This is a genomic window from Myxosarcina sp. GI1 (assembly GCF_000756305.1).
Lineage (GTDB): Bacteria > Cyanobacteriota > Cyanobacteriia > Cyanobacteriales > Xenococcaceae > Myxosarcina.
On record NZ_JRFE01000007.1, the window covers coordinates 59,921 to 85,057 of the forward strand.

Genomic DNA, 25,137 nt, shown 5'->3' on the forward strand with positions numbered 1-25,137 from the left:
TTTAACTTTTTACTTTAGCGAAGCGCTTATATATGGCTAGAAAATTAATTAAGAAGCTATTAAGAAATCTGGGAATTGAAATAAAAAGGTATTTGCCCAAGCGATCGGAAATGGCTCGGATGCAGCATTTTTTTTCCTATTACGGCATCGACTTGGTGTTAGATGTAGGGGCAAATATTGGCGAGTATGCTTTGCTGCTGCGTGACTTGGACTATAAAGGACAAATTGTCTCTTTCGAGCCGCTTTCTAAACCTCACGCGCAATTAGTAGCCGCAAGCGATCGCGATATTTATTGGGAAGCCGCACCCCGTATGGCAATTGGCGATAAAGACGGTGAAATTACCATCAACATATCTGCCAACGATCGCAGCAGTTCGGTTTTAGATGTTTTAGAAGATCATGTAGATGCCGCTCCTAATTCTGCTTATGTCGATTCAGAAATAGTAAAACTCAGTAGTTTGGATACTATTGCCCCAAAGTATCTCACAACTGAGTTTGATTCGGTTTTTTTAAAAATAGATGTTCAGGGTTTTGAAAGACAGGTATTGGCAGGAGCAACTAAAATTTTGCCTCGAATTAAGGGTATTCAGATCGAACTATCTTTAGTTCCCCTCTACCAGGGACAACCACATTACATAGAAATGCTAAAATTTCTCGAACAGTTAGGTTACGAGCTTCATGCGGTTATTCCTGGATTTACCGACCCAAAAACAGGTAGATTACTTCAAATGGATGGTATTTTTTTTAGGAAATGAAAGTATGCTCGGTTGGACGTTCTAATGGTCGTGGGGGTGGTTATGCTGCTGCCTATCGTCTCCATCATGGGTTGAGAAAGCTTGGTGTAGACTCAAGTATGTTGGTGGGAATAGATAACCGCGATGATTTTACGGTTTTGTCGCCTACAAGTAAGTTAGCCCAGACATGGATGAAGCTAGCTCCAGGCTTAGATCGCATGCCAACGCGATTTTACCCACAACGAGAAAATTTACCCTATTCCGTTCAGTGGTTGCCAGATCGAGTTACTGCTGAGGTTGCTAAGATCGCTCCCGATATTATCAACCTACACTGGATTAACAGCGGATACCTACAGATTGAATCTCTACCCAAGCTAGGCAAACCTATTGTTTGGACGCTGCACGATATGTGGGCATTTACTGGAGGCTGCCACTATAGCCGAGAATGCGATCGCTACACAAAAGCCTGCGGAGCCTGTCCTCAACTGCACAGCAATAGAGATTGGGACTTATCTCGCTGGATCTGGCGGCGCAAACTCAAAGCTTGGCAAGACTTAAACCTAACTATCGTGACTCCTAGTAACTGGCTGGCAGACTGTGCGCGAAAAAGTTCTCTACTTGGTGGTTTGAGAATAGAAGCAATACCCAATGGCTTAAATGCTCAAAGATACCAACCAATTGAGAAAAGCCTCGCTAAAAAGCTAGTAGGATTACCACCCGATAAAAAAATTATTTTATTTGGCGCACTTCAGGCAACGAGCGATCGCCGCAAGGGATTTCATTTATTAATGCCAGCTTTGCAAAAATTAAGCTATTTGCAAGATTCAGAACGGATCGAACTAGTTGTCTTTGGTAGTTCTCAACCCAAAAAAACACCAGATTTCGGCTTTAAAGTTAACTATTTAGGCAAGCTAAACGATGATATCTCTATAGCTCTGGTTTACGCGGCAGCAGATGTTTTTGTAGCTCCTTCCTTACAAGACAATCTACCCAATACCATCATTGAGGCTTTGGCTTGTGGTACTCCCTGCGTGGGTTTTAACATCGGTGGTTTGTCAGATGCGATCGCCCATCTAGAAACTGGTTATCTCGCCAAACCTTACGAACCCGAAGACTTAGCGTGGGGAATAAGTTGGGTTTTAGAAGAGGAATTACGCTGGCAAGATCTATCTCGTCAGGCAAGAGCCAAAGTCGAACAAGAATTTACTGTAGAAATACAGGCAAGAAAATATCACCAACTTTTTGAAGAAATTTTAAATAATTCTCATGCAGGTAAACCTCAGTAAAAAGCATAAAAATAAGGCATTTGCTAATAAAAACGACAAAGCAATCTTCCTGTTTTTTGGTTTGGCATTATGGATGTTTGTTCCAATTTTGGGTATTTTTCCACTGCTTTATTTTATCCATCTCAATCGCAAACCAAACAGCAAATTAAATTTACTGCTTATTTTACTGGTAATTCTTACTAACACTATTTTTGTTTCTTCTTTAGATGTTATTTCCGATTTAGCTGTTTATACCGCTAATTACGAACGTCTTGATGGCAATAACCCTTTTGAAATTTCTGGAGAACAAGGTGTTGAATTTGTTCTGTGGTTACTTAGCTATCCTGTATTTTTAATTTCTAATGGCTCTAAATATGCTTTCATCTTTTTTTGGTCATTCTTTTTTAATGCCGTTACTTTTTTAGTAATAGCTAAAAAACTATCACCACAAAATTATGCTTTGCTGTCGATGTTTATTATTGCTACACCTGGATTTTTGGATATTCAGGGATTTTTTGTCAGACAGTATATAGCTACCGTGATATTTTTGGTCGCAGTAGTTTATGCAGAAAAAAAGCTTGTTATGTGGGGAGTATATATTTTTAGCTTGTGTACTCACTTCGCTAATATTATTTATTTAGGAGTTTTATTTGTCTACGATAAAGCTAAATTTCTCAGACGAAAATATGTCAAAATAATCATATTCGCTGCGGGGCTTTTTCTACCCTTTAGTAATGCTATATTGCTTAGATTTGTTTTTTTGGTAGTTCGATTTATGCCCGCCAAATATGCAGCAATAATCATAGCTAAAACTCAGAGTTATGCCAATATTCGCTCCAGTCAAAGCAGTTTTGGCGTTCCTTTTTTAGAAGGATTTGTTATTTTTTGCATTATCATGTTTCTCTTAAAAGAGAAAAAATTTGAAACTCCCACCGAAAAATTATTACTTTTTTTACACCCTATATTATTATTTTTAATGTTTATCGGACGCGATATACATCATTTTTCATATAGATTTGCGTTTGTATTATATACTTTTGGCGGTCTGTTTTATTACTTTCTAATTGAATATAAATGGAAGGGATTTAAAAAAGAAATCTTGCCTTCGATGTTGTTTTTAAAAATTCTCTTTTTTTGTTATTTTTTATACAACATAAATTCAGGTAATAATCCCTTTCATTATTTAGATGACGAAGTATTTAGTTCGAGCGTTTTTGACTATATACAAATAGCTCACGATGGTTTTACTTATGATATTGAAATCGAAAATCTACCCAATCGCACTATAAGATTGGATTAAGTGTATTTATAGTTAACTTTAATTCAGTCTACTTACTAGTTTTATGCTGAACAATGCCCCTATCTTTGTTAATGGTTTTCAACGTGGAGGTACTTCTTTAGTAATCGATCTATTGCTATCTCATCCCGATGTCTGTGGAATTGGCGGTGAAACCCATCAAATGTTTTTTGGCAAAGGTATAGCTAAGACTCAAAGTCCGCTAGTTAAATGGAGCAATCGATTTTTAAAACCATTTTGGGCACCCGTGCTAATTACGGCACGACAAAATACGTTTTCGACTATTTGCTTGCAAAAAAGAAACCAGCTTCCTTATCTAACCCGCCTTTATGTCGATTACCTGTTTTACTGGCATAAATTGAATGCGGAAATGAATCAATACAAATCGGAAAACGTTAAATATACCGAATCCGAACTCAAAGCGTCTCGTTTATTAGCCAAAAACTTAGATGGAGTCGTCTTAGCGACAGACGTGCTAGAAAAAATGTATCCAGATGCAACCTATATCGCTTTGATACGGAATGGTTTTGCTATTTGCGAAGGGTTTGTGCGTCGGGGTTACAGTGCCGAGTACTGCGGCAAAATGTACCAGACAGTATGTCAAAAAATGATTCGAGATGCCGAGCGTCTAAAAAATTATCATTTAGTAAAATTTGAAGATTTGCTCGCCGACCATATTTCTTTTACCAAGAAGATTTACGAATACGCTAATTTAGATTTCGATCGCCTGATCGAATTTAGAATGTATACCAAAAAAAGTATGGGCAAAGACGGAACTTATCGCCATACGATGGGAGAACGAGATTATCAACTATTTTGGCTGAATACAGCAGAATTAAACGCTTTTTTACGTAAAGATGTTAATCTCAATCAGGTTCAAAATTTGAGTACGGAGGATAGAGAAACGTTCTTAAATTATGCCGAACCTTCGCTAAAATACTTTGGCTATTTGTAGTAGAGCGATCCGTAGGCTACGCGGTTGCGGAGCAAGTCCGCAGGACTCAGCGTAATCGCTCTAAAATGTATTATTTGAGATAACTTAAGAGAACAATTATTAAGAAAGGCTGAAGCAGAAGCTTCAGCCTACTAGCAAAATAACTTTAATTGAATCTAACTACTCAGACCTTAAGATTTTAGGTCAAAGCGATCGAGGTTCATCACTTTGTCCCAAACTGCTACAAAGTCATGTACGAATTTTTGCTCTGAATCTTTACATCCGTAGACTTCCGCGATCGCTCTTAGCTGAGAGTTTGAACCGAAGATGAGATCGACACGGGTGCCAGTCCACTTAAGTTCGCCAGTTTTGCGATCGCTTCCCTCAAATACGTCTTCTGCCTCAGAAACCGCCTTCCAGGTCGTACCCAGATCGAGCAGGTTCATAAAGAAGTCATTAGTCAACGTTTCTGATTGCTGGGTGAAGACACCGTGTTTGGAGTCGCCGACGTTGGTACCCAGAACCCGCAGACCGCCAATAAGAACCGTCATCTCTGGTGCGCTCAACGTTAACAACTGCGAGCGATCCACCAGTAACTCTTCTGCTGACAAGGTATGCTCGCCTCTTATGTAATTGCGGAACCCATCAGCCTTTGGTTCGAGTGGGGCGAAGGACTCCACATCGGTTTTCTCTTGCGACGCATCCATGCGTCCTGGCGTAAAGGGTACCTTCACGTCATGACCTGCTTTTTTCGCCGCTTGCTCGATGCCCGCACAGCCGCCTAAAACGATTAGGTCGGCGAGAGAAACCTTCTTCCCACCAGACTGCGAACTGTTAAACTCGTTTTGGATTCCTTCTAAGGTTTGTAGCACCTTCGCCAATTGCTCTGGTTGGTTGACCTCCCAATCTTTCTGTGGCGCGAGGCGAATACGCGCTCCGTTGGCTCCTCCGCGCTTATCAGAGTCACGGTAGGTTACTGCCGATGCCCAGGCGGTGGAGACTAGTTCGGAAACCGACAGACCAGAAGCGAGAATCTTATCCTTTAGGGCGGTGATATCTCCCTCGTCAATTAATTCATGGTCGACTGCCGGGATAGGATCTTGCCATAAAAACTCTTCTGCTGGAACCTCCGAACCAAGATAGCGGGAGAGGGGACCCATATCGCGGTGCGTTAGCTTGAACCAAGCCTTGGCAAACGCCACGGCAAACTCATCTGGGTTGTCGTGGTAACGTCGCGCGATTGGCTCGTAGATAGAGTCCATTTTCATAGCCATGTCCGCTGTGGTCATCATTGGAGCGTGACGCTTTGACGGATCGTGCGCGTCGGGTACCGTATCGGCACCAGCACCGTCTTTGGGTACCCACTGCCACGCACCGGCAGGACTCTTCACCCGTTCCCAATCATATTTAAATAGGGTTTCGAGATAGCTGTTGTCCCACTGTGTTGGCGTGGGAGTCCAGGCACCTTCGATACCGCTGGTAATGGCATCGACACCAACGCCAGAGTTAAAGGTACTCTTCCAGCCCAAACCCTGATCCACAATGGTTGCGCCCTCGGGTTCGGCACCCACATGGGACGCATCGCCCGCACCGTGGCATTTACCGAAGGTGTGACCACCCGCGGTGAGCGCGACGGTTTCTTCGTCGTTCATCGCCATGCGCCCAAAGGTTTCGCGAATGTCTTGCCCCGAACCAACGGGATCTGGTTCGCCATCGGGTCCTTCTGGATTGACATAGATTAGCCCCATCCGAACGGCAGCGAGAGGATTCTCTAATACGCGATCGCCGCTGTAGCGTTTGTCACTATAGTCTTTATCCCCATGCCACGTAGTCTCAGAACCCCAGTAAATATCTAACTCTGGCTCCCAAACATCTTCACGTCCGCCAGCAAAGCCGATGGTTTTGAAGCCCATTGATTCCAGAGCGCAGTTACCTGCAAAGACCATAAGGTCTGCCCAAGAGATTTTCTTACCGTATTTCTGCTTGACGGGCCATAGCAACATACGTGCCTTGTCGAGGTTAGCATTGTCGGGCCAACTGTTGAGGGGCGCAAATCGTTGACTACCCGAACCCGCTCCGCCGCGACCATCGCCGATGCGGTACGTGCCAGCGCTGTGCCACGCCATCCGAATGAAGAGTGGTCCATAGTGACCGTAGTCGGCTGGCCACCAGTCCTGCGAAGTGGTCATCAACTCGAAGATATCTGCTCGCAGGGCTGCTAAGTCGAGGGTCTTGAAGTCCTCTGCGTAGTTAAAACTTTCGCTCATGGGATTAGCCCGAGGCGAGTGCTGGTGCAGGATATTCAGGTTTAATTGATTCGGCCACCAGTCTCGGTTTGATGTACCACCGCCAGCCGTAAATTTTTGAGATCCGCCCGAAAATGGGCATTTGCTTTCACTGCTCATAATTTTTCTATTTAAAGTAAATTAGCTTTTTTTTGATAGCCGAAAAAATTAAGCTGATAGTCCACAATTTGAATACCAGTCTGTTGCTCGACTTCCTGTATGACCTTGACAATTAAAGATTTAGGTAAATTGACTCTAACGTCAAGAATTTTCTCAGTGTCCAAACACATTAAGTGGGCATGGGAATCACCTACTTTGCTATAGAGATGTCCCTTGGAACTGGGAATACTTTCTAACAAGCCCAGGGCAGATAATGCAGCTATATTTTGGTAAATCGCTGCCAGACTTACAGCCGAAGAATGTTGATTGAGACGGGCGTAAATTTCTTTAGCCGAAAGATGTTCGTTTGTCTGCCACAGTAACTCTAAAACTCGATAACGCTGTTTGCTAACTCGCATCCCCGAATTTCGACACAGAGTTAAGGCATCCTCCAATGACTGTATGGATGTAGAAGCTTTAGTTTTACTGTCGGTGTTAAACACTTTTTACCAGTTGCGATCGTCAAAAATAAGTGAAATTACCAAAATATAGTTTTTCTATTACTTATCCTTCCTAGATTGCAGGCTATAAGTTCGATAGAGCTGTACCTAAATTAAAGTCGTTATGAGTTTCTATAATTATCATATTCGTTACGAGTTCGACTTAAAATTATTGTTAATAAAACTACAAACTGTATCTGGAACTTGTGCTATGAAACCCTTCCTCTAACAGTCAACTGCCAATTGTTAAATAAGAAGTATTGCGTCGCCCGTTTCACTCAAGAGGCGATCGCCATTAAGAAAAAATAAAATCGTTGCTATATCTTAAAATAAGCTGTTAAGCTTGTACGGTTAAATACAGGGATCGCTTAAAACTAAACTTAAATCTATACAAAGTATGGTTTAATTGACTTTTAAAAAAAATATAATATTTAAAGACAGGCTAAAATTGCCTGAGTCTTAACGCCCCTGTTTTAAATATTTTTAATAACATTACATTTAAAAAAAATCGACTAAAGACATGACTAAAACACAAACGATTCGCTGTCCCAACTGTGGCGAGCTCGCTCAAAAACACATTATAGATAATTCTCTGGTTCGTACTTCATGTCGCAGTTGTGACTATTTGCTAGTTCAATGTTATAAAACTGCAAGAGTCATTGAAGCTTATGCTCCAGGCATTAGCGGTTACTCTCCTATTTCGGCTTAAAAATCGTATTAATTCTCGTACATTGGAAGTAAAAGGAATTGAATTATATACGGGATGCTCTTAACTGTCCGCAAGCAGCATCGGCAGATAAACCCCGCGAATAGCGTACGCTAACGGCAATTTTATGCTCTTGTAAAATGCGCTCGAATTCTTCAATTCTATAGCGATCGGGTCTTTGATAATCGACTTCTGAGATGGGATTGTAGGGGATGAGATTGACGTGAGTTTGAAAACCTCTAAGCAAGTTGGCTAACTCCAGGGCATGTTCGGGTAAGTCGTTAACTCCTGACAGTAAAATATATTCAAAAGTTACTCTTCTACCCGTAACTCTCACGTATTCCCGACAGTCGGCAAGTATAGTATCTAGAGGATAGTGTTTGGCACTGGGAATCAACTGCTGGCGCAATTGTTGATTGGGTGCATGAAGGCTGACGGCAAAAACAATTTGTAGCTTATGTTGCGCTAGTTCGACAATTTTACCAGGAATACCAACAGTAGAGACGGTGAGCGATCGCTGCCCGATACCTACGTCTTGATTGAGAGATTTAACCGCAGCTACGGTTGGTGAGAGGTTCATTAACGGTTCTCCCATACCCATAAAGACTACATTGCTAACTCGTTGCTGAAAATCTTCCTGCACTGTCAATACCTGATCGACAATTTCATGAGTTTGAAGATTGCGTACAAATTCGCCTTTTCCCGTAGCGCAAAAATCACAAGCCATCGGACAGCCAACCTGAGAAGAAACGCAAACAGTTAGGCGTTTGGCAGTGGGAATACCTACGGTTTCGACGATCGCACCATCGGCAAGGCGTAATAAATACTTGCGCGTCTCATCAGCGGCAATACTGCGATAATTAATAGTAGAACGTCCTAAAGGATAGTCGGCTAGTTCCTCACGCCATCGTTTGGGAAAAACCGAAATTTCTGTTAGCGATCGCGCTCCTTTTTGGTAGAGCCACTGATATAGTTGTTTGCCTCGATAAGCAGGTTGTCCCTGCTGTTGTACCCATTCGGTTAGTTCTGGTAGAGATTTACCTAACAGAACCTCCGAAGCTGGCTGTGTAGATTTATTGGCAGTTTGTAGCGTCATAAAGTAATTTTGTCCGAGCTATAAAAATTATAGATTTAATTTGAGGTAGAGTATGATTTGAACCTCAGTTTTAAATTGTGGCGATCGCTTTATAAACTTTTGAAATGCCGCATTTACCTCTATATTTATTTTTATGCTACTCGTTCAATTTCAGTCTCCAGGTCCAATCATTGTAGAAATTGGTCCTTTGGCATTGCGCTGGTATGGTTTGTTAATTGCCTCGGCAGTGTTGATTGGCGTTAGTCTGTCGCAGTATTTAGCAAAACGTCGCGGAGTCGACCCCGAGCTACTGGCAGATTTGGCAATTTGGCTGGTTATTGGGGCTATTCCCTGCGCTCGACTTTATTACGTCTTGTTTAAATGGTCTGACTACTCGCAACGTCCCCAGGATATTATCGCTATTTGGCAGGGTGGTATTGCCATTCACGGGGCAATCATTGGCGGCACTATCGCGGGACTGATATTTGCCCGTTTGAAAAAAGTTTCTATCTGGCAGTTATCGGATCTGGTAGTACCTTCTTTGATTTTAGGACAGGCGATCGGGCGGTGGGGCAACTTTTTTAACTCAGAAGCCTTTGGCAGACCCACAGATTTACCTTGGAAACTATATATTCCTCCTGCCAATCGACCATTGGAGTATATCAACTATGAATATTTTCATCCTACTTTTTTATACGAATCTTTATGGAATATTGGGGTGTTTATTTTGCTATTGTGGCTGTTTTTCTGGGGTTTGAAACACAAAAACAGCTTAAAAGTAGGAACTTTGACCTTTGTATATCTAATCGCCTATAGTTGCGGTCGAATTTGGATTGAAGGATTGCGAACCGACAGTTTAATGCTGGGTTTTTTACGAGTAGCACAACTAATAAGTTTGGCAGAAATTACTTTTGGTTTAATTGGTTTGGCTTGGCTTTATTGGTTAAAGCGTCCTCTACTTGATGTTAATCGAGCAAAGAATATCAAGTAGCTAGTTTACTTTTGACTTTTAACTTTTAACTTTTGACTTTAAAAACTTCTTTCATGCCCCATAATCCTTCTCTCAAACCAGGTGTTTATATTATTGGTGCGGGACCTGGAGATCCCGAATTACTGACTATTAAAGCCAAAAAAATCCTCGATCGCGCTGATGTCATTCTCTATGCAGATTCTTTAGTTCCCAAACAAATTTTGCAGGATGTACGTTCCGATGCCGAACTGATTCCTACTGGAAATAAAACTTTAGAACAAATTATTCCCCTGGCGATCGCTAGAGTCAGACAAAATCTCGCCGTAGTGCGCTTGCATTCTGGCGATTTATCTTTGTATAGCGCGATCGGCGAACAGATAGAGGCTTTTGCTGCTGCTGATATTCCTTTTGAACTTATCCCTGGCATTAGTGCCTTTCAAGCTGCTGCCGCCACCTTGGGAACGGAACTAACCGTACCAGAACTAGTCCAGACGATTATTTTAACCAGAATTAGCGGTAAAGCCTCAGCAGTACCAGAAACTGAAGAACTAGCTTCCCTGGCTGCACATCGAGCTAGTTTGTGTCTCTACTTAGCAGCGCGTCATGTAGAAGAATCTCAAGCCAAGCTGCTGCAACACTATCCTGCCGATACTCCCGTAGCTATTTGTTTTCGTTTGGGTTGGCAAGACGAACAGATTTGGGTGGTACCATTATCAAAAATGGCGCAGGTTACGCAAGAAAACAATTTAATTAGAACCGTAATGTATCTAATTAGTCCTGCTTTAAAACAAGTTAAGAACAAGCGATCGCGCCTATACCATCCCGAACATTCTCATTTATTTCGTACTGCTAGAAAATAAGCTGTTGACAATTAAAAAAAGTAACCGAATTGCCATAGGTACAGTTTTCTCTACCCAGATAGATATTATTGGTTCGGGCAGAAAGCACTACTATATATGGGACAAAAGCCTCACTTTTAGATTGCTCGCCTACTTATTAAAATAATAATTAAAGAAACAAATAGTCCAACCAAGCTAAGCAAATAGCAATCGGAGAAAACTTTAATTATGGCTTTAACAAGATATAATGCCTGGCAAGAAATGAACTCTTTACAGCGTCAACTTAATCGTTTATTTGATGATGCTATAACTCCCGAATCTTGGAGTGACTTTAATAATTTATCTAGAGTCCCCGCTGCCGAACTTACCGAAAAAGAAGATGCTTTGCATCTCAAACTCGAAGTTCCTGGCATGGAAGCCAAAGATCTAGATATTCAAGTTATGGCAGACCGAGTAGCGATTTCTGGCGAACGTAAGTCAGAAACTAAATCTGAAGAGAATGGTAAAACTAGAAGCGAATTCCGTTACGGTAAATTCTCTAGAGTAATTCCGCTACCCGTAAAAGTTCAAAACACTAACGTTACTGCCGAATATAAAGACGGTATTCTAAATCTAACTTTACCTAAATCGGAAGCCGAAAAAAATAAAGTAGTTAAGATCGATCTTGGTGAAGCTAAAAACCAAACTGCTTAATTCTGCTTCAAAGACAAACGTTTGCACCTCTAGCCACATAGATTAATACTTAAGCCCAGTTATCTATAAAATAGCTGGGCTTTTTTTGCAATGTGGATTTTCCAAAAACACAATGTAGATTGTCTGGCAAATTAACGAGCTTCCGTACCTTGATTGGGATCTCCTTCTACTTGAGGATTATCCGTACCAGGAGCTTCAGGCGCAGCATTTTCTCTAGCATCTGTATCTGCTCCCTGTCCCGTTCGACGCTGAGTCGGATCTACAGGAGTTTGTTTGCCGCCAGAGGCAGTTGGTTCCGATTGTTGGTTTTCTGTATTCATTTGCTAAAAATAAATTCGTTACTTGAATTCAATCTAGCAACGGACAAGCAGAAAAAATGTCAGTCCCTAGTTATAGTTTGATTCAATCTACAGCAATAATTTTTCATTTGTTTGATACGCTTTTTTAGCTTTATAAACTTAAAATAAGTAAGATCGACTATTTTGTTACCTTAATGACCGATAGTTACTATAACTTTAGTCTGAAGCTCGATAAGATTGAATATTTGTTCAAAGATCCAGAATTCGATCTTTTTAGACCGCAAACCGAGTCTAGTTCTGGGATTGAGCGTATTGTCAACCAACTTAAACCAACCTCGCTAACAGAAAAAGTACGAACTACAATCTTGCTTCCAAACCATCAGCTTTCAGAAAATTTAGAAAAATCGGTTGTCAATGCTTTACAGCATTACTGTAACAACAAGATCGAGAATATTTCTAACGATATAACTTCTCTACGAGGACGGGGAATTCGCGCTTTACAAAGAGGATTACTTTTTTTAGCAGTTTGTCTTGTAATATCTACTTTATTCGACAAGATAGAATACTTACCGATATTGGTACATAGATTTTTAAATGAAGGTTTTTTAATTGCTGGTTGGGTTGGTTTGTGGTATCCAATTGAGTTGTTGCTGTATGAATGGGGACCATTAAAACGACAAAAGCAAATTTATGAAATGATTAAAGATATGGAAATTAAAATTACTACTCATAGTTAAATCGAATTACTAATTACGAAATTAATCGGCTATTAAAACTAAAATGAATACTATTCAAACAAATATTATTGAATTTGCAGGAGAAAAAACTGTCAGCGTCCGCGCCTTATTTATTGGCGAAAAGCTCGATCTGCGAACTTTGGAAAATACTAAATGTTTGGGAGATTCTCCTCTAACTATTGCAGCAGGCGAACATGGTTGTGTCATCTTACAGCGTTACGGCGCAGTAGTTTTGTTTGGACTCGATTCTTTAGAAGAAGCTGCTTTTATTGAAAAGTTGCAGCCCTGGATTGCTAAACCTTTTAAAGAACCAGAATTTGAAGAAGCACAAATAAAATTAAATCCCAATAGCAAAGAAATTATTGCCGACAATGGAATCATAGAATTAAAAGAGTTTAGCGTCGAACGGTTACAAATTGTGGCTGATGTATTAGCCAAAAGCGTAATTTTAAGCCACTATGAAAACGCTATTACTATGGTATTTGACAAAATTGAGCCGATCGCTGCTAGTATTAAACAATTTGGCAATGGTCGTCATGATGGAGAAGATCTTTTAAAGCTGATTGGCAATAATATCATGGTTCAGCAAACCACGATTGGTCTGGTAGGAATCGAAGAAAAACCAGAACAGCTATGGGATTACCCTAATTTAGAACGTCTCTATGTTCGTTTAGAAGATGAATACGAAATTCGCGAACGCGATCGCGCTTTAGAACGCAAACTAGAATTAATTTCTCGTACCGCTCAAACCGTACTGGATTTGATGCAGCATCGAAGCGCGGTAAGAGTAGAGTGGTATATCGTAATTTTAATTGTTGTCGAAGTTATACTCAATATTTACGAACTATTTTTTATGGGTTAATGGTTTAATCTAACTTCGATCGCTGGCGTAAAATAGATTCGGCGATCGCCAGATCTTCAGGAGTAGTAACCTTCAAGTTGGTTTCTTCCCCTTCAACTATTTTTACGGGAAGCTGGCATTTTTCAAATAAAGCTGCATCATCGGTAACTTGCCAGCCCGATTTTTTGCCTCGTTGGTGACACTCTTTGAGTAATTTAACTTCAAAACCCTGTGGTGTTTGAGCCGCCCAGAGATTGCTGCGATCTGGGGTGTCTTGAATATACTTATTAGAATCTACTACTTTAATCGTATCTTTAACGGGTACAGCAGCGATCGCTCCCTGACAGGTTTGCAAAACATCGGCGCAACGGGCAAACAGTTCGGGAGTTGCCAGACATCTTGCGCCATCGTGAATTAAAACTTTTTCTGCTGCTGCTGGTAAAGCTGCCAAACCATTGTCTACAGACTGTTGACGGGTATCGCCGCCGATAATTAATTCTACTGGTTTGCTGAGGTTTAACTCTGCCAGAATGTCTTTAAAGTCGGGGAAATCTGAAGGTTGCCCGATAATTCCCATCCAAGTAAGGCGATCGCATTTTTCGGCAGCCAGCAGAGTCCAGGCTAATAGCGGTTTGTCTAATAATTTTAATAGTAGCTTATTGCGATCGCTACCCATTCTGCGTCCCATTCCCGCAGCAGGAATCAGTAAATACATTATTGCCTAAGCTCGATAACATTCTTAGGTTCTATCTTCCCTCAAATTCGTACCCAAACTCGAAACTTTATTAAATTTTATTCTAATAAAAATTGATGGCTAACTATTGAGACGAGCGACAACTAAATAATGAACCATCAACAAGCTATTTATTATTCTTGAGGCAATTGATTGACTCGTGCATCGGCATTAATCGTCATTTTTCCCTTTTGCACGTCAAGTTTTTTTAACTGTAAGCTCATGTCAGCTAGCTCGAAGTTACGCAGATCTAATAATTCTTCGGCACTATTTAGCAAAGCCTGAGTTAGTTCGGGAGCTTCATTTTTACCCGAAGTATATTCTACATCTTCAATAACAATTTTATTGCCGTTGTCGCTAACGCGAGGTTTGCCAGTAAAGGCAATCTGTTTGGTTTCAGAGTCGGCTAGAGAAATATCGGCTTCCAAACTAATTTTTCCTTCTCCTGGCAGAGAAAAATTTACTCGCTTGGCATTAGCTGTTACCGTTTCGCCGTCGATAGTTACTTCGCGGTCTTTGAGCTTATCTTTAATATATTCAGAATTAAAAGCTCGTTCGATATCTTTATCGGTTAGAACAATACATGCTGTGGCATCGGTAGGTTGCTCCATTTCAATATCGCCAAAAGCAGCTTTAAGCGGATTGACCTTAATATTGTTGGTTTTCATATCCAGCTTTTCAGCACGGAGTTCTTTGTTCATTACTAACCCTTTGCCGTTAATATTGACAGAATCTAATTTTCCTTGAGCGGCATCGGCAGGATTAGTGCGAACATCTACATCTAGCTCTTCCGATTCGTCTAACTGAGATTCCATACCCACTTCGGCAGCTTTGCTAATTGCCTGTTCGCCAATATCTTGTGAAGTCATTGAATTAATCCTTTTTTGGTCTTAAACTGTTGGTGCTTTATTATTAATGTCAAATACCAAGGATTATAGAATCTTCCGAAAGTAACAATAGATTAAGGACAAGAATATAAGTAAATAGCAGATATTTACTTATTTTGTGTGTTGACAAGTAAATATTCGCGCGATCGCTATGGCGATCGACAGGCAGCAGAACAGCAGCTTATTGGCAGTATTAATAAGTTTTTGGAAGATAATAAATAATTGTTTGGTATTATAAGCTGGAGTATAAATATTGCCTACAAGAAAAGAAATTAGCAAGTTTCTGAATAAAATTTGTTTGGAACTTGGAATTTGCAGTCCTTTTTATAATTTAGAACATTTTCTTTTTAGGGAACACTATGAAGTTGATAAATTCGTTAGAGAAATATTTTTAGCTGAAGGGCTAGATCCCGATTTAGAGTTAAAACTTTTTAGGCAAACAAAGAAAATGTTCACAGAGCGATTTGGTTCAGAAATTTATCCCAATAAATAAATTCATCGAACATTAAATGTTTAGTGTTTCTTGCTTATTGCCTATTTAACTTTTAACTTTTAACTTTTTTTTATTCCCATTCAATAGTTCCAGGTGGTTTAGAAGTAATATCGTAAACGACTCTATTTACACCTTTAACTTCATTAACCATGCGATTGGAAATGGTTTCTAACAGATCGTAGGGGACTCTCGCCCAGTCGGCAGTCATCCCATCTTCGCTAGTAATAAACCGTAGTACTACAGGATGGGCATAGGTACGCTTATCGCCCATAACGCCGACGCTACGAATTGGCAGCAAGACAGCAAAAGCCTGCCAGAAGTCATGATAAACTTCCTGTCTGCTAATTTCGTCCCGCACTATATAGTCGGCATCGCGTAAAATATTCAGTCGTTCGGCAGTAACTTCGCCAATAATTCTAATTGCTAACCCAGGACCAGGAAAAGGATGACGGCGCACGATTTCTTCGGGCAAACCAATAGAACGAGCGACATTACGAACTTCGTCTTTAAATAGCTTGCGTAAGGGTTCGACTAATTTAAAACGGAGATTTTTGGGCAAACCGCCTACATTATGATGGCTTTTAATTTTCACCGCTACTCTTTCGCCTGTTTTGGGATCGACATTAGTATCGGCAGATTCAATTACGTCGGGATATAGAGTGCCTTGAGCTAAATAGTCAAATGGTCCCAATCTTTGAGATTCCTCTTCAAAAACCTGAATAAATTCGTGTCCGATACGACGGCGTTTGACTTCGGGATCGGTTACTCCCTCCATTTGTCTGATAAAGCGATCGCGCGCCTGAACGTATTCTACGGGAATGTGAAACTGCTCTTTGAATATCTGCATCAATCGCTCTGGTTCGCCTTTACGCATAAAGCCCTGGTCGATAAACATACAGGTAAGGCGATCGCCAATAGCTCTATGCAGTAAAAAAGCCAGGGTCGATGAATCTACACCTCCTGATAGAGCTAGCAAGACTCTTTTATCTCCTACTCTGGCTTTGATCTCGCGGATTGATTCTTCTACAAAAGCTTCTGTCGTCCAGGTAGGTTCGCACTGGCAAATATGATAGACAAAGTTACGAATTAAAGCGATACCGCCTTCAGAATGGACGACTTCTGGATGAAACTGAACCCCAAACAGTTTGCGTTCGGGATGGGAAATTGCCGCACAGGGGGTATTCTGGGTGCGAGCCAAAACAGAAAATCCTGCTGGTAACTTGGTACAAGAGTCACCATGACTCATCCACATCGTAGAGCCATCTTCAACGTTGGTTAACAAGTCTGTCGGATCTTCAATTAATAAATTGGCTTTGCCGTATTCTCCTAGTTTGACTTGCTCTACAGTTCCGCCAAGCTGTTTGACCATTAGCTGCATGCCGTAGCACACTCCCAAAACGGGAATCTTTAAGTTCCATATTTCGGGATCGCATTGGGGAGCATGTTCATCGTAGACAGAATTAGGTCCTCCAGAAAGAATAATTCCCTGGGGATTGAGTTGGCGTAGCTGTTCTGCTGTAGTTCGATAGGAAATAACTTCAGAATAAACCTGAGTTTCGCGAATTCTACGGGCGATTAACTCGGAATACTGCGAGCCAAAATCGATAATAATAATTTTTTGGCGATCGAGAGTATTGGCTAGAGACTCGGAAGATAGAGACTCTGTGTTTTGAGGGCTGGCTTGAGTTTGAATAGTCACTATTTCTCTAGATGATTTAAAGGTATATATATTTAATTACTATTCTTTGCAGAACTTAAAGTTTGTCTACCAAGTTTTGAATTTATAAGTTACAATTGCTTGGGACTTATTATTTTCTATTAAGTATTAGAAATATTCTAAAAAGTATATCATAGGTTTGATAGCAAAATAGTTGCATTTGGACTTTGCTCGATAATTTTTCTCTGGCGATCGAACAGTACCGAACCAACACGCACCTTTTGCTCGCTGTATTTAGCAATATAATTTTCAGCCCGACTATCTATCCTGGATGCGATCGCGCTATAAAGTAATTCTACCCAATCACTATTTTCCCTAGCGTCTAAATCGCGCAACATACATAGAGCAGCTTCGGTAGTCTCACAAGTATATATTTGCCGCAAACTCTCGGTTGACATACCGAGTAAAGCGCAGTGAGTGGTAAAAATTTCCAGCCTACCATCGGCTAAATGATTGTGAGTATGAAAAATACCGCCAGCCAACTTGATTAATTTGCCGTGATAGCCAAATAAGACAATCGATTTCACTTCACAAAGTGCGGCAGCAACTAACATCGAACCCAGCCAGTTAGCGGTTTTTACTAGTCGTTCGGGTTCGATTCCCATCTGCTGTGCCAAATCGAAACCGTTTTCACCAATGCAAAATACCAAAGAGTCAAATAACTTGGCTTTGGCAGCTAACTTAGTCTGATATGCCTCTAACTGGCTAGCAGCAACTAATGGCTGAACGATACCAGTTGTCCCCAACAGAGATAATCCTTCTACTACCCCAAAAGCCTCGTTAGAAGTGCGCTTTGCCAATCTGCGTCCTTCAGGCAAAATAATGGTTACGGTAATGCTTTCTTGAGGATGCAATAAAGGCTGAAGGTTGGCTGTAATTAGTTCACGCGCGTAACTATAAATAGCTGCTCGTTCCTGTCGATCTAGCTGAAGACCAACTCCTTCTCCTCCTCTAATTTCAATTTTTTGCTCTTTAACTGCCTCAGCAGATGTAACTAATGCCCAAACGGGAGTATTACGTGTTAGATCTAAATGATCTCCAGGATCGCTACGAGTAATGGCAATTGCCGAACTATTATTTAGTTTGGCTACCTGTTCGATGTCGATAGTTACTATTTGCGCTGGTTTAATTAGATCGACTTTTACCGAGTGCAGTTCTGGTTCCTGATGGAGGTGTCGCAGGGCAGCGATCGCCGAAGCACAGGCAAAAACTGGTAGAGTGTATCCTTGCAAGTTACTTTTCCTTTTAGATTTATAGTAATTTTTATGTCTACTAAAATGAAGTTAGACTCAAATAGCTAATCATCAGCGATCGCTGAATTGAAAAAAATTCTAACAAATAGCCATTGCTACTAACATTTGCTCTTGACGAACTTCGCTTGCTCATCAAAATTTGCTATTCATAAAATAGTGGCGATCGATAATAAATATCTATTATTTCTATACTTGAAATACCAGGAAACATATACAAATATAAATGTCTAATATAATTGACTATCTAAGAATTAGCGTCATCGATAAGTGTAATTTTCGCTGTCAATATTGTATGCCAGAAGGTGCCAAACTCAATTATCTTCTCGGTGGAGAATTACTGACCAATAAAGAAATAGCTACTTTAGTCAAAGATGTGTTTATCCCCGTAGGCTTTACCAAGTTTCGTCTGACGGGAGGAGAACCATTACTACGTCCTGGAATAGTAGATATAGTAAGAGATATTGCCCGACAGCCGCAAACAAAAGATTTGGCAATGACTACCAATGCTTTTTTACTTGCCAATCTCGCAGGAGAACTATACGATGCTGGTTTAAATCGAATCAATATTAGCCTCGATTCTTTAAATCCCGAAACTTTTGACAAAATCATTGGCAATCGCGGGCGCAGTCGTTGGCAGCAAACCTGGCAAGGTATATTAGCAGCGCATCGGGTAGGGTTCGATCCTTTAAAATTAAACGTAGTGGTGATTCCTGGGGTAAACGATCGCGAAGTTCTCGATCTAGCTGCTTTAACCCTCGATCGCCATTGGCACGTTCGCTTTATTGAGTTTATGCCCATCGGCAATCCCGAACTGTTTGGCGATCGCGCCTGGATTGATTCTGAGGAGTTGCGGCAGACAATTCGGCAACGCTGGGGGCTAGAAGCATCTCAAGTCAACGGTAATGGACCTGCGGACGTGTTTCAAATTCCTGGTGCCAAAGGAACTATCGGCTTTATTTCTCAGATGTCTGAATGTTTTTGCGATCGCTGCAATCGCATTCGCCTCTCGGCAGATGGTTGGCTGCGTCCCTGTCTATTAAACGAACAGGGGCAAATCGATCTTAAAACTATGTTGCGTAAAGGAATGAGCGCGATCGAATTGCAACAACAGGTAAAACAGCTACTGGCAATCAAACCAGAAGTTAACTTCAAACAAAGAGATTCTGGTACGGATGCAGGAGTTTATACTCGTACTATGTCGCAGATTGGCGGGTGATAAATCGTTAGTAGGAAGTAGAAAATAGTAAGTGCATACTTATTTTACTAGCAATCGCTTTTCGCTCTAATTTATCGAATAACGCGATTTACTATCTGGCGAGTTTGAGTCAAAATGCGATCGTGTTGTTACCGTTTTTTTGGAAAGACCGCAGACGGCAGTTAGTAGTCAAGATAGTAAATCATGGGCAAACAAATAGCATTTTTGGGATTGGGATTAATGGGTGGAGCGATGGCGGCTAATTTGGCGCGTCGTGGTTATGAGGTTAGAGCCTGGAATCGAACCAGCGATCGCCCTGGAGTCAAATTAGCTGCTGAAGGAGGTGCAACTGTAGTTGAGTCGTTACAAGAGGCAGTAACAACGGCTGAAATAGTATTTTCCTGCGTTGGAGATGTTCCCGATGTCGAAGAAGTGTTGCTAGGAGATAAAGGAGTGGTGCAGTTTGCCCAACCTAATACTTTGGTGATAGATATGAGTACCATCGGCAGCGAAGCAGCAAAACAAATTGGCGCGAAATTACAGCAACAGCAGCTTAGATTTATGGATGCACCAGTTTCTGGAGGCGACACGGGAGCACAGCAAGGTACGCTGACAATTATGATAGGAGGTGCCGAAGCTGACTTTGAAGAATGTTTGCCGTACTTAGAAGCAATGGGAAAAAATATTACTCTCTGTGGCGATATTGGTAGCGGACAGGCGGTTAAAATGTGCAATCAGATTCTCTGCGCCGTTTATATGGTAGGTATTTGTGAAGCAATGGAGATGGCTAAACAACAGGGTATCGATCCCAATCTAGTTGTAGATGTTTGCGGTACGGGAGCGGCTGGTTCCTGGGCTTTATCTAATTTGGGAGAAAAAATAATTGACGGTGATTATGCTCCTGGGTTTGCCATCAAGCACATTCTTAAAGATTTGCGATTAGTGCAAAGCATCAATCAATCTTTAGAAAATCGCGATCTTTCTGGAACCGAGTTAGCCGATCGCCTGTTTAAAATAGTCAAAGAAATGGATAACGGACAAGGCGGCGAACAGGGAACACAAGCTATGATTCGCGCCTATTTAGCTCGGATTGAGTCTAAGTAAAAATAAAGCGATTGCCTTATCAATGAACAATGAACATTAACCATTGAACATTACAGACAATAAATGTTAAATGATAAATGCTTAATATTTAAGGATGTAAATCTGTTAGAAAATCGGGCATCTTTAAAACATCGAAATAAACCAAAGCAGAAACAATAAGGGTGTAAAGGGTTGCACCACCCAATCCTATTAATAAATCTCGTTTCACGTTCTGTTGCTTTTCAGTCCAAAACATATCTATCGCGCCAAACTGCATCATCACTATACCCAGAACGTTTGAGAGCCAGTAACCAACAATAGTTCCAGGTAAAAACCAATTTGGAGCGATCCAAGTGACACCATAACCAAATACTAAAGCGATCGGCAGATTAAAAAATAGATCGTTCCACCAAGAGAGGGGAGACAGCATATAACCAATGCCTATCAATGCTCCACTACGCAACTTCTTAAACAGACTCACTATCTTTAACCGTCAACTTAACGTCATTTGGCTTATGCTTTAGTTTAGCCCTTCTCAATACGCTTCAGTTATTACAATTTAGGCTTTACAAAGTTATAGTATTCTGTTCTTTAGCAGTCTTAATTAGTCAATTTTTACCAGCCTACTATGTCAGATTTGCAATCTTGTCCTCAAGCAGTTTCTACGATTGCTCGTACAAATTTGGGCAATAAACTTTATTCTTTAACTAAAATGCCTGGATGGAAAGTATTGCAAAAGGCTTCAATTAAACTTTTATGGGTTGCGAGTTTAGTAGCGGTAAATGCTTCCGTTCGCTCCTTAGAGGCTCATGAAACTAAAGTAGCAGAAAGAGTTGATGCAGCAGCAGAAATTGTCTGTCTTTCTGCTTCGGGAAATGGTTACAATTGGGCTTCTACTTTTGCTTGGGCAGCAGAAATAGTTAGAAACGCAGCTAACAAGGTTGCTAATGATGCTAGATTGAACGTCGCCTGTGTTTCGGGAGCTAGTTCTGGTGGTGCTTTTGTGGCTACCTATGGCTCTTTATTACAAAATAAACAATTATTCAATCGATTGGGTTTTAATCCCCAAAATATTACTAAACAAGAAGCAGAAATTTTAGCTGATTCTCTGTTGTATATGGCATTAGCTGCGGATTTTCGCCCTGAAGTAGTTGATTTTTATACCACTATTGACGGTAATTCTGTACCAGATCCTCCCTGGTGGAAAGCAAAATTTAGCCAGGAAAGAATAATGCTAGACTTTGGTACTAGAGTTATGTTGGCGCAGCATATTTCCCAGACAGATGTAGAGCAAGTCAACAAGTTAGATCGATTTGTTCGCTATCAAACCTTAAAAGAATTAGAAATTGCCGCCCAAAATAAAGAAATTCGCGATGAATACCGTCAGGTTACTTTTGACATCTGGCAGCAATCCCAAGCTATTTTAGATCGACTTTACCAAAAGGCAAACTATCAGAGAAAGCAAAGACAAAAAGATCGAGACGATTTTCGAGATAACCTCCAACATCCCGTGCGTCAGGCTTTAGCAAAAAAACCTGCTGATGGAATTTTAGCCTTAACTTATGCCGAACTAGCCTTTACCAAATCAACGGTAGACTACAAGAAAATGCGATCGCAAGCTCCACCTGCCGAAACTTTAGTCCCCTTTGTATTTGCTAATGAAGCAACAGCAAAAACAATTATTGAATCGCCTTTCTATCAAGCACAGGTTCGCCAAAATGCTCCTTACGTTGGGCAATATGTCATTTGTGTCGTACCTGATTATTACACTATGATGCGACACGCAGCCAGAGAGCCAGAAATGATGGCTCCAGGAATTTACCGTTTATCCCCTTTGCTCGAAGGATCGACTATAAATCTAGCCGCAGGAGTCAGTTATTTTTATCAACCGCAAGCCGAAAAAAACTGGAATTCTCAACCCCAGTTTCAACTGATACCTGGCACTCGCTTCTGGCATCAAGGAGACAAACTGCTAAATGCTCGAATGGGTGTAGCTGGAGGATGGGTAGATAGTTATGTTGGCGGACAGGCAACCTTATATTTAGGTTCTGGTTATGCCGCAAAGCAATCTAACTCTCATTTATATTTCTCGACTTTTTCTCGAAGGGATAGCATGGGTGAGTTTGCTCGCTATGTAGTAAAAAGGTATTTTGCTCCCCAAAACTCAGAGGAAGCAATTGCCAAGATTGAAAAACATCGCAATGCTTTACCCACCTTAATAAACCGTTATCAGCAGTATTATGGCGATCGCGAAATCAGTTGGCAGCCCATATTTGTCGATTATGAAGTGCGTTTTTTTCGCGAAAATCAAAACTTATTAGCAGGAATCGTAAGCTCGATCGACAATGTACTTAGGTTGGGCTTTAATTATATGCCCGCAGCCCTTACCAAGCAATCTAATTATCTGGTAAGTAGAACGATAAATGTAGTGCGTAAAACTTTAGGAACTAATAAAGATTTAGGCTATATTTACGATCGCTCTTACAAAAAATGATTTTGACTTATTTGAGTAATTAAATAAAGTTGCGCGATTACGTTCCGCGTAGCCTTCGGATCGCCTAACAGTTTTAACCCAAATGCAAATACCAAAATCATAATGGGAATACTGAAGCTATAAAAGTATTTATTATTAGAAATTTTCCCATGTCGATCGCCGATTCAGCTATTTTACAGTTACCAAAAGTCGATCTATCGCTAAGGCAGCTACTTCCAGAATATTCGGGAATTTATTATGTAATCGATGAAAATAACCACGTTTGGTATATAGGGCAAGCTGCGAACATTAACAAACGCTGGCAAGGTAAAACACATCATCGCATTTATCAATTAGAAGCTCGCAAGCAGCAAAAATTTACTATTTACTACGAGCGAGTCGATCGCTCTCAATTAGATACTGTAGAAAAGCAACGCATCGAGAAATACAGTCCTCATCTGAATACAAGTCCAGTCAAAACAAAAAAAGTACGTCCGACTGAAACACTTTTAAGAGAAACCCTTGTTGCGATCGCAGATTTTGCTTTTATTTTAGGTGTAGAACCGCCAAGAAAAGAAATTGAATCTCAAATTAACAATAATTGGATGGCGCACAAACAAGTATTGGAATTGAATACTATTCATATTTGTATAAATACAGAAGCACTTGATACCAAATTTAAAATAGATTCAATAGAACAAAGAGAAGCGATCTTTAAAAGTATCTTTGGCAGTCGTAAAGCCTATGTAAATAGATGGCAATCATATTCACCTTACTGTCCTTTCACGTATCGCCTCTTTGTAAATAATTACGCTGTTGAAGTAGTTCGTTTGGATTTGTGGAAAACGGCAGAAAAGACAGAAATAGCAAAAGACTATTTTTTAACAAAATTAGCCCAAGAATCGATCGCAACTCTGACACCAGAATCTTTAGCTCAATTTCAACAGCAACTACAAAACAAAAGCTGGTACAGTCTTCTTGTAGGTAGATTAATTCCTTACACCTCAGATTTAATCAAACTAGTTTTTAACGAACCGATCGATCGAGAAGCAATTTATAAAAAGTTAGCAACAATCAGCAATGATTACATAACAAGAAAAAGAGGAGTCGGCAGTCGTCCTGAAATGCCTGATATTGATAAATTACTTATCAATAGAGGAATCGATTTACAAAAATACAGTAGAAGCGGAATAATAACTATGTCTAGACAAGGGCGTATAGGATTATTTATCCAATGTTTTGGTTTCGAGGCTCAAAAATATAGAAAATCTGCTAGTGGAAAGCTTGTTTCTTCCTATCTTGCAGTGTATGAAACTTTAGAAAACCACAAACAAAAGGTTGCACCATCAAATTTATTCGATACTGTTTATCTGCTTGCTAGTGTCGATCGCCAAGCGTGGTTATTAGTAGAAGAATATTTACAAGACTTTGCCAAACCTGCTACTAAGTTAAATAATGGCGAAGGCTACGTAGAAAAAGCCTATGTTTCGCCACGTAAATTCCTCACACCAGCAAAAGTAAAGATCGAGCTACAAGAAATGAAATATAGTGCTTGGATTCCTTTTGGCTTAAATCCAAAGTTCGATACATTTGAAGCAGCCAAAGAAGAAATCAAACGAAGATTGCAAACAGCTAATTTACCAAATTTAAAATTAGCATTAAAAAAAGAAAGTATTACAAAATAATTTTTAATTAAGTTAAGCAAGCATAATAATTTATAAAACCATCAATCTTTAGCGGTAACTGGTAGATAGAGAGGAAAACTGAAACACTGGCAGGTTTCAAAACAGCTAATTTGGGTATTATCGTTAAAATGACAAAAAGAAGCGATCGCATAAAGCGATTGTTGCTTCAATTCACAGTAAAATTCTTCAATAAATATTTCAACAGTTCCTCGCGATCGCTTGGATTAAATTTGCGATCGCGCCACTAAAATCGAGCTTAAAACTCAAAATAGTTGAGTCATTTCATTTAGTAATATCAATTCTTGAAAATAACAAGATACTTATTATTTGTCTTTATGCAGAAG

Annotated in this window: 23 protein-coding genes; 14 read left to right on the plus strand and 9 right to left on the minus strand. The window is 40.4% G+C overall.

The window, feature by feature from the left end; genetic code table 11:
* Window positions 1-32 precede the first annotated feature (32 nt).
* From KV40_RS03720 to KV40_RS03735, 4 genes are read left to right on the plus strand one after another with little or no spacing between them, the layout of a single operon-like run.
* Window positions 33-755, plus strand: a complete 723-nt coding sequence (locus KV40_RS03720; protein ID WP_036478223.1) for an FkbM family methyltransferase — start codon at window positions 33-35, stop codon at window positions 753-755.
* Window positions 752-2,020: a glycosyltransferase family 4 protein gene (locus tag KV40_RS03725; RefSeq protein WP_036478224.1), complete on the plus strand. Its 1,269-nt coding sequence runs from the start codon at window positions 752-754 to the stop codon at window positions 2,018-2,020. The genes KV40_RS03720 and KV40_RS03725 overlap by 4 nt, the downstream gene beginning before the upstream one ends.
* Complete coding sequence (locus KV40_RS03730) at window positions 2,001-3,299, plus strand: EpsG family protein (RefSeq protein ID WP_036478225.1); 1,299 nt, start codon at window positions 2,001-2,003, stop codon at window positions 3,297-3,299. Before KV40_RS03725 ends, KV40_RS03730 begins: the two co-directional genes overlap by 20 nt.
* Before the next feature lie 43 nt (window positions 3,300-3,342).
* Window positions 3,343-4,251, plus strand: a complete 909-nt coding sequence (locus KV40_RS03735) for a sulfotransferase (RefSeq protein ID WP_036478226.1) — start codon at window positions 3,343-3,345, stop codon at window positions 4,249-4,251.
* A 170-nt stretch (window positions 4,252-4,421) separates the two neighbouring features.
* Here KV40_RS03735 and katG read toward each other — a convergent pair whose 3' ends face one another.
* Together katG and KV40_RS03745 are read right to left on the minus strand one after the other, a co-directional pair.
* On the minus strand, window positions 4,422-6,635 hold the full coding sequence (gene katG / locus KV40_RS03740; RefSeq protein ID WP_036478227.1) for a catalase/peroxidase HPI: 2,214 nt from the start codon (window positions 6,633-6,635) through the stop codon (window positions 4,422-4,424).
* An 11-nt stretch (window positions 6,636-6,646) separates the two neighbouring features.
* A complete protein-coding gene (locus tag KV40_RS03745) occupies window positions 6,647-7,117 on the minus strand; it encodes a Fur family transcriptional regulator (RefSeq protein ID WP_253274158.1) in 471 nt (156 codons plus the stop codon).
* Between the two features lie 517 nt (window positions 7,118-7,634).
* On the opposite strand from KV40_RS03745, the gene KV40_RS03750 reads away from it, so the two are divergent.
* Window positions 7,635-7,823: a hypothetical protein gene (locus tag KV40_RS03750; RefSeq protein WP_036478228.1), complete on the plus strand. Its 189-nt coding sequence runs from the start codon at window positions 7,635-7,637 to the stop codon at window positions 7,821-7,823.
* Between the two features lie 43 nt (window positions 7,824-7,866).
* On the opposite strand, the gene rlmN is transcribed toward KV40_RS03750, so the two are convergent.
* Window positions 7,867-8,916, minus strand: a complete 1,050-nt coding sequence (gene rlmN, locus KV40_RS03755; RefSeq protein WP_052055326.1) for a 23S rRNA (adenine(2503)-C(2))-methyltransferase RlmN — start codon at window positions 8,914-8,916, stop codon at window positions 7,867-7,869.
* 133 nt (window positions 8,917-9,049) lie between these two features.
* Here rlmN and lgt point away from each other — a divergent pair, with 133 nt between their 5' ends.
* The 3 genes from lgt (at window position 9,050) to KV40_RS03770 (ending at window position 11,397) form a co-directional block, all read left to right on the plus strand.
* On the plus strand, window positions 9,050-9,886 hold the full coding sequence (lgt, locus tag KV40_RS03760) for a prolipoprotein diacylglyceryl transferase (protein ID WP_036478229.1): 837 nt from the start codon (window positions 9,050-9,052) through the stop codon (window positions 9,884-9,886).
* Window positions 9,887-9,939: 53 nt separating this feature from the next.
* Entirely contained in the window at window positions 9,940-10,725 is a 786-nt protein-coding gene (cobM, locus tag KV40_RS03765) for a precorrin-4 C(11)-methyltransferase (RefSeq protein WP_036478276.1), read from the plus strand.
* 207 nt (window positions 10,726-10,932) lie between these two features.
* Window positions 10,933-11,397, plus strand: a complete 465-nt coding sequence (locus KV40_RS03770; protein ID WP_036478230.1) for an Hsp20/alpha crystallin family protein — start codon at window positions 10,933-10,935, stop codon at window positions 11,395-11,397.
* Window positions 11,398-11,528: 131 nt separating this feature from the next.
* On the opposite strand, the gene KV40_RS03775 is transcribed toward KV40_RS03770, so the two are convergent.
* Window positions 11,529-11,717, minus strand: coding sequence for a hypothetical protein (locus KV40_RS03775; RefSeq protein WP_036478231.1), 189 nt, complete (start codon window positions 11,715-11,717; stop codon window positions 11,529-11,531).
* Between the two features lie 173 nt (window positions 11,718-11,890).
* Between KV40_RS03775 and KV40_RS03780 the strand changes: the two genes are divergently transcribed.
* Both KV40_RS03780 and KV40_RS03785 read left to right on the plus strand, forming a co-directional pair.
* A complete protein-coding gene (locus KV40_RS03780) occupies window positions 11,891-12,433 on the plus strand; it encodes a hypothetical protein (protein ID WP_036478232.1) in 543 nt (180 codons plus the stop codon).
* Window positions 12,434-12,476: 43 nt separating this feature from the next.
* Window positions 12,477-13,295 carry an RMD1 family protein gene (locus KV40_RS03785; protein ID WP_052055327.1) on the plus strand — a complete coding sequence of 273 codons (819 nt, stop codon included), beginning with the start codon at window positions 12,477-12,479 and terminating at the stop codon, window positions 13,293-13,295.
* A gap of 4 nt (window positions 13,296-13,299) precedes the next feature.
* Here KV40_RS03785 and ispD read toward each other — a convergent pair whose 3' ends face one another.
* The 4 genes from ispD to cbiD form a co-directional block, all read right to left on the minus strand.
* Entirely contained in the window at window positions 13,300-13,989 is a 690-nt protein-coding gene (gene ispD, locus KV40_RS03790) for a 2-C-methyl-D-erythritol 4-phosphate cytidylyltransferase (protein WP_036478233.1), read from the minus strand.
* Between the two features lie 152 nt (window positions 13,990-14,141).
* A complete protein-coding gene (locus KV40_RS03795) occupies window positions 14,142-14,876 on the minus strand; it encodes a DUF2993 domain-containing protein (RefSeq protein ID WP_036478234.1) in 735 nt (244 codons plus the stop codon).
* 581 nt (window positions 14,877-15,457) lie between these two features.
* Window positions 15,458-17,086, minus strand: a complete 1,629-nt coding sequence (gene guaA / locus KV40_RS03805; RefSeq protein ID WP_036478236.1) for a glutamine-hydrolyzing GMP synthase — start codon at window positions 17,084-17,086, stop codon at window positions 15,458-15,460.
* A gap of 149 nt (window positions 17,087-17,235) precedes the next feature.
* Window positions 17,236-18,336, minus strand: a complete 1,101-nt coding sequence (gene cbiD, locus KV40_RS03810; protein ID WP_036478237.1) for a cobalt-precorrin-5B (C(1))-methyltransferase CbiD — start codon at window positions 18,334-18,336, stop codon at window positions 17,236-17,238.
* Window positions 18,337-18,580: 244 nt separating this feature from the next.
* On the opposite strand from cbiD, the gene moaA reads away from it, so the two are divergent.
* Together moaA and KV40_RS03820 are read left to right on the plus strand one after the other, a co-directional pair.
* A complete protein-coding gene (gene moaA, locus KV40_RS03815; protein ID WP_072013767.1) occupies window positions 18,581-19,573 on the plus strand; it encodes a GTP 3',8-cyclase MoaA in 993 nt (330 codons plus the stop codon).
* Window positions 19,574-19,756: 183 nt separating this feature from the next.
* A complete protein-coding gene (locus tag KV40_RS03820; protein WP_156113931.1) occupies window positions 19,757-20,656 on the plus strand; it encodes an NAD(P)-dependent oxidoreductase in 900 nt (299 codons plus the stop codon).
* Between the two features lie 88 nt (window positions 20,657-20,744).
* Here the strand turns inward: KV40_RS03820 and KV40_RS03825 are convergent, their stop codons facing one another.
* A complete protein-coding gene (locus KV40_RS03825; protein ID WP_036478278.1) occupies window positions 20,745-21,110 on the minus strand; it encodes a hypothetical protein in 366 nt (121 codons plus the stop codon).
* Window positions 21,111-21,263: 153 nt separating this feature from the next.
* On the opposite strand from KV40_RS03825, the gene KV40_RS03830 reads away from it, so the two are divergent.
* Both KV40_RS03830 and KV40_RS33065 read left to right on the plus strand, forming a co-directional pair.
* Window positions 21,264-23,129 (plus strand): hypothetical protein, encoded by a 1,866-nt coding sequence (locus tag KV40_RS03830; RefSeq protein WP_253274159.1) that lies wholly within the window; start codon window positions 21,264-21,266, stop codon window positions 23,127-23,129.
* A gap of 149 nt (window positions 23,130-23,278) precedes the next feature.
* Window positions 23,279-24,793 (plus strand): GIY-YIG nuclease family protein, encoded by a 1,515-nt coding sequence (locus tag KV40_RS33065; protein WP_036478240.1) that lies wholly within the window; start codon window positions 23,279-23,281, stop codon window positions 24,791-24,793.
* Window positions 24,794-25,137 lie beyond the last annotated feature (344 nt).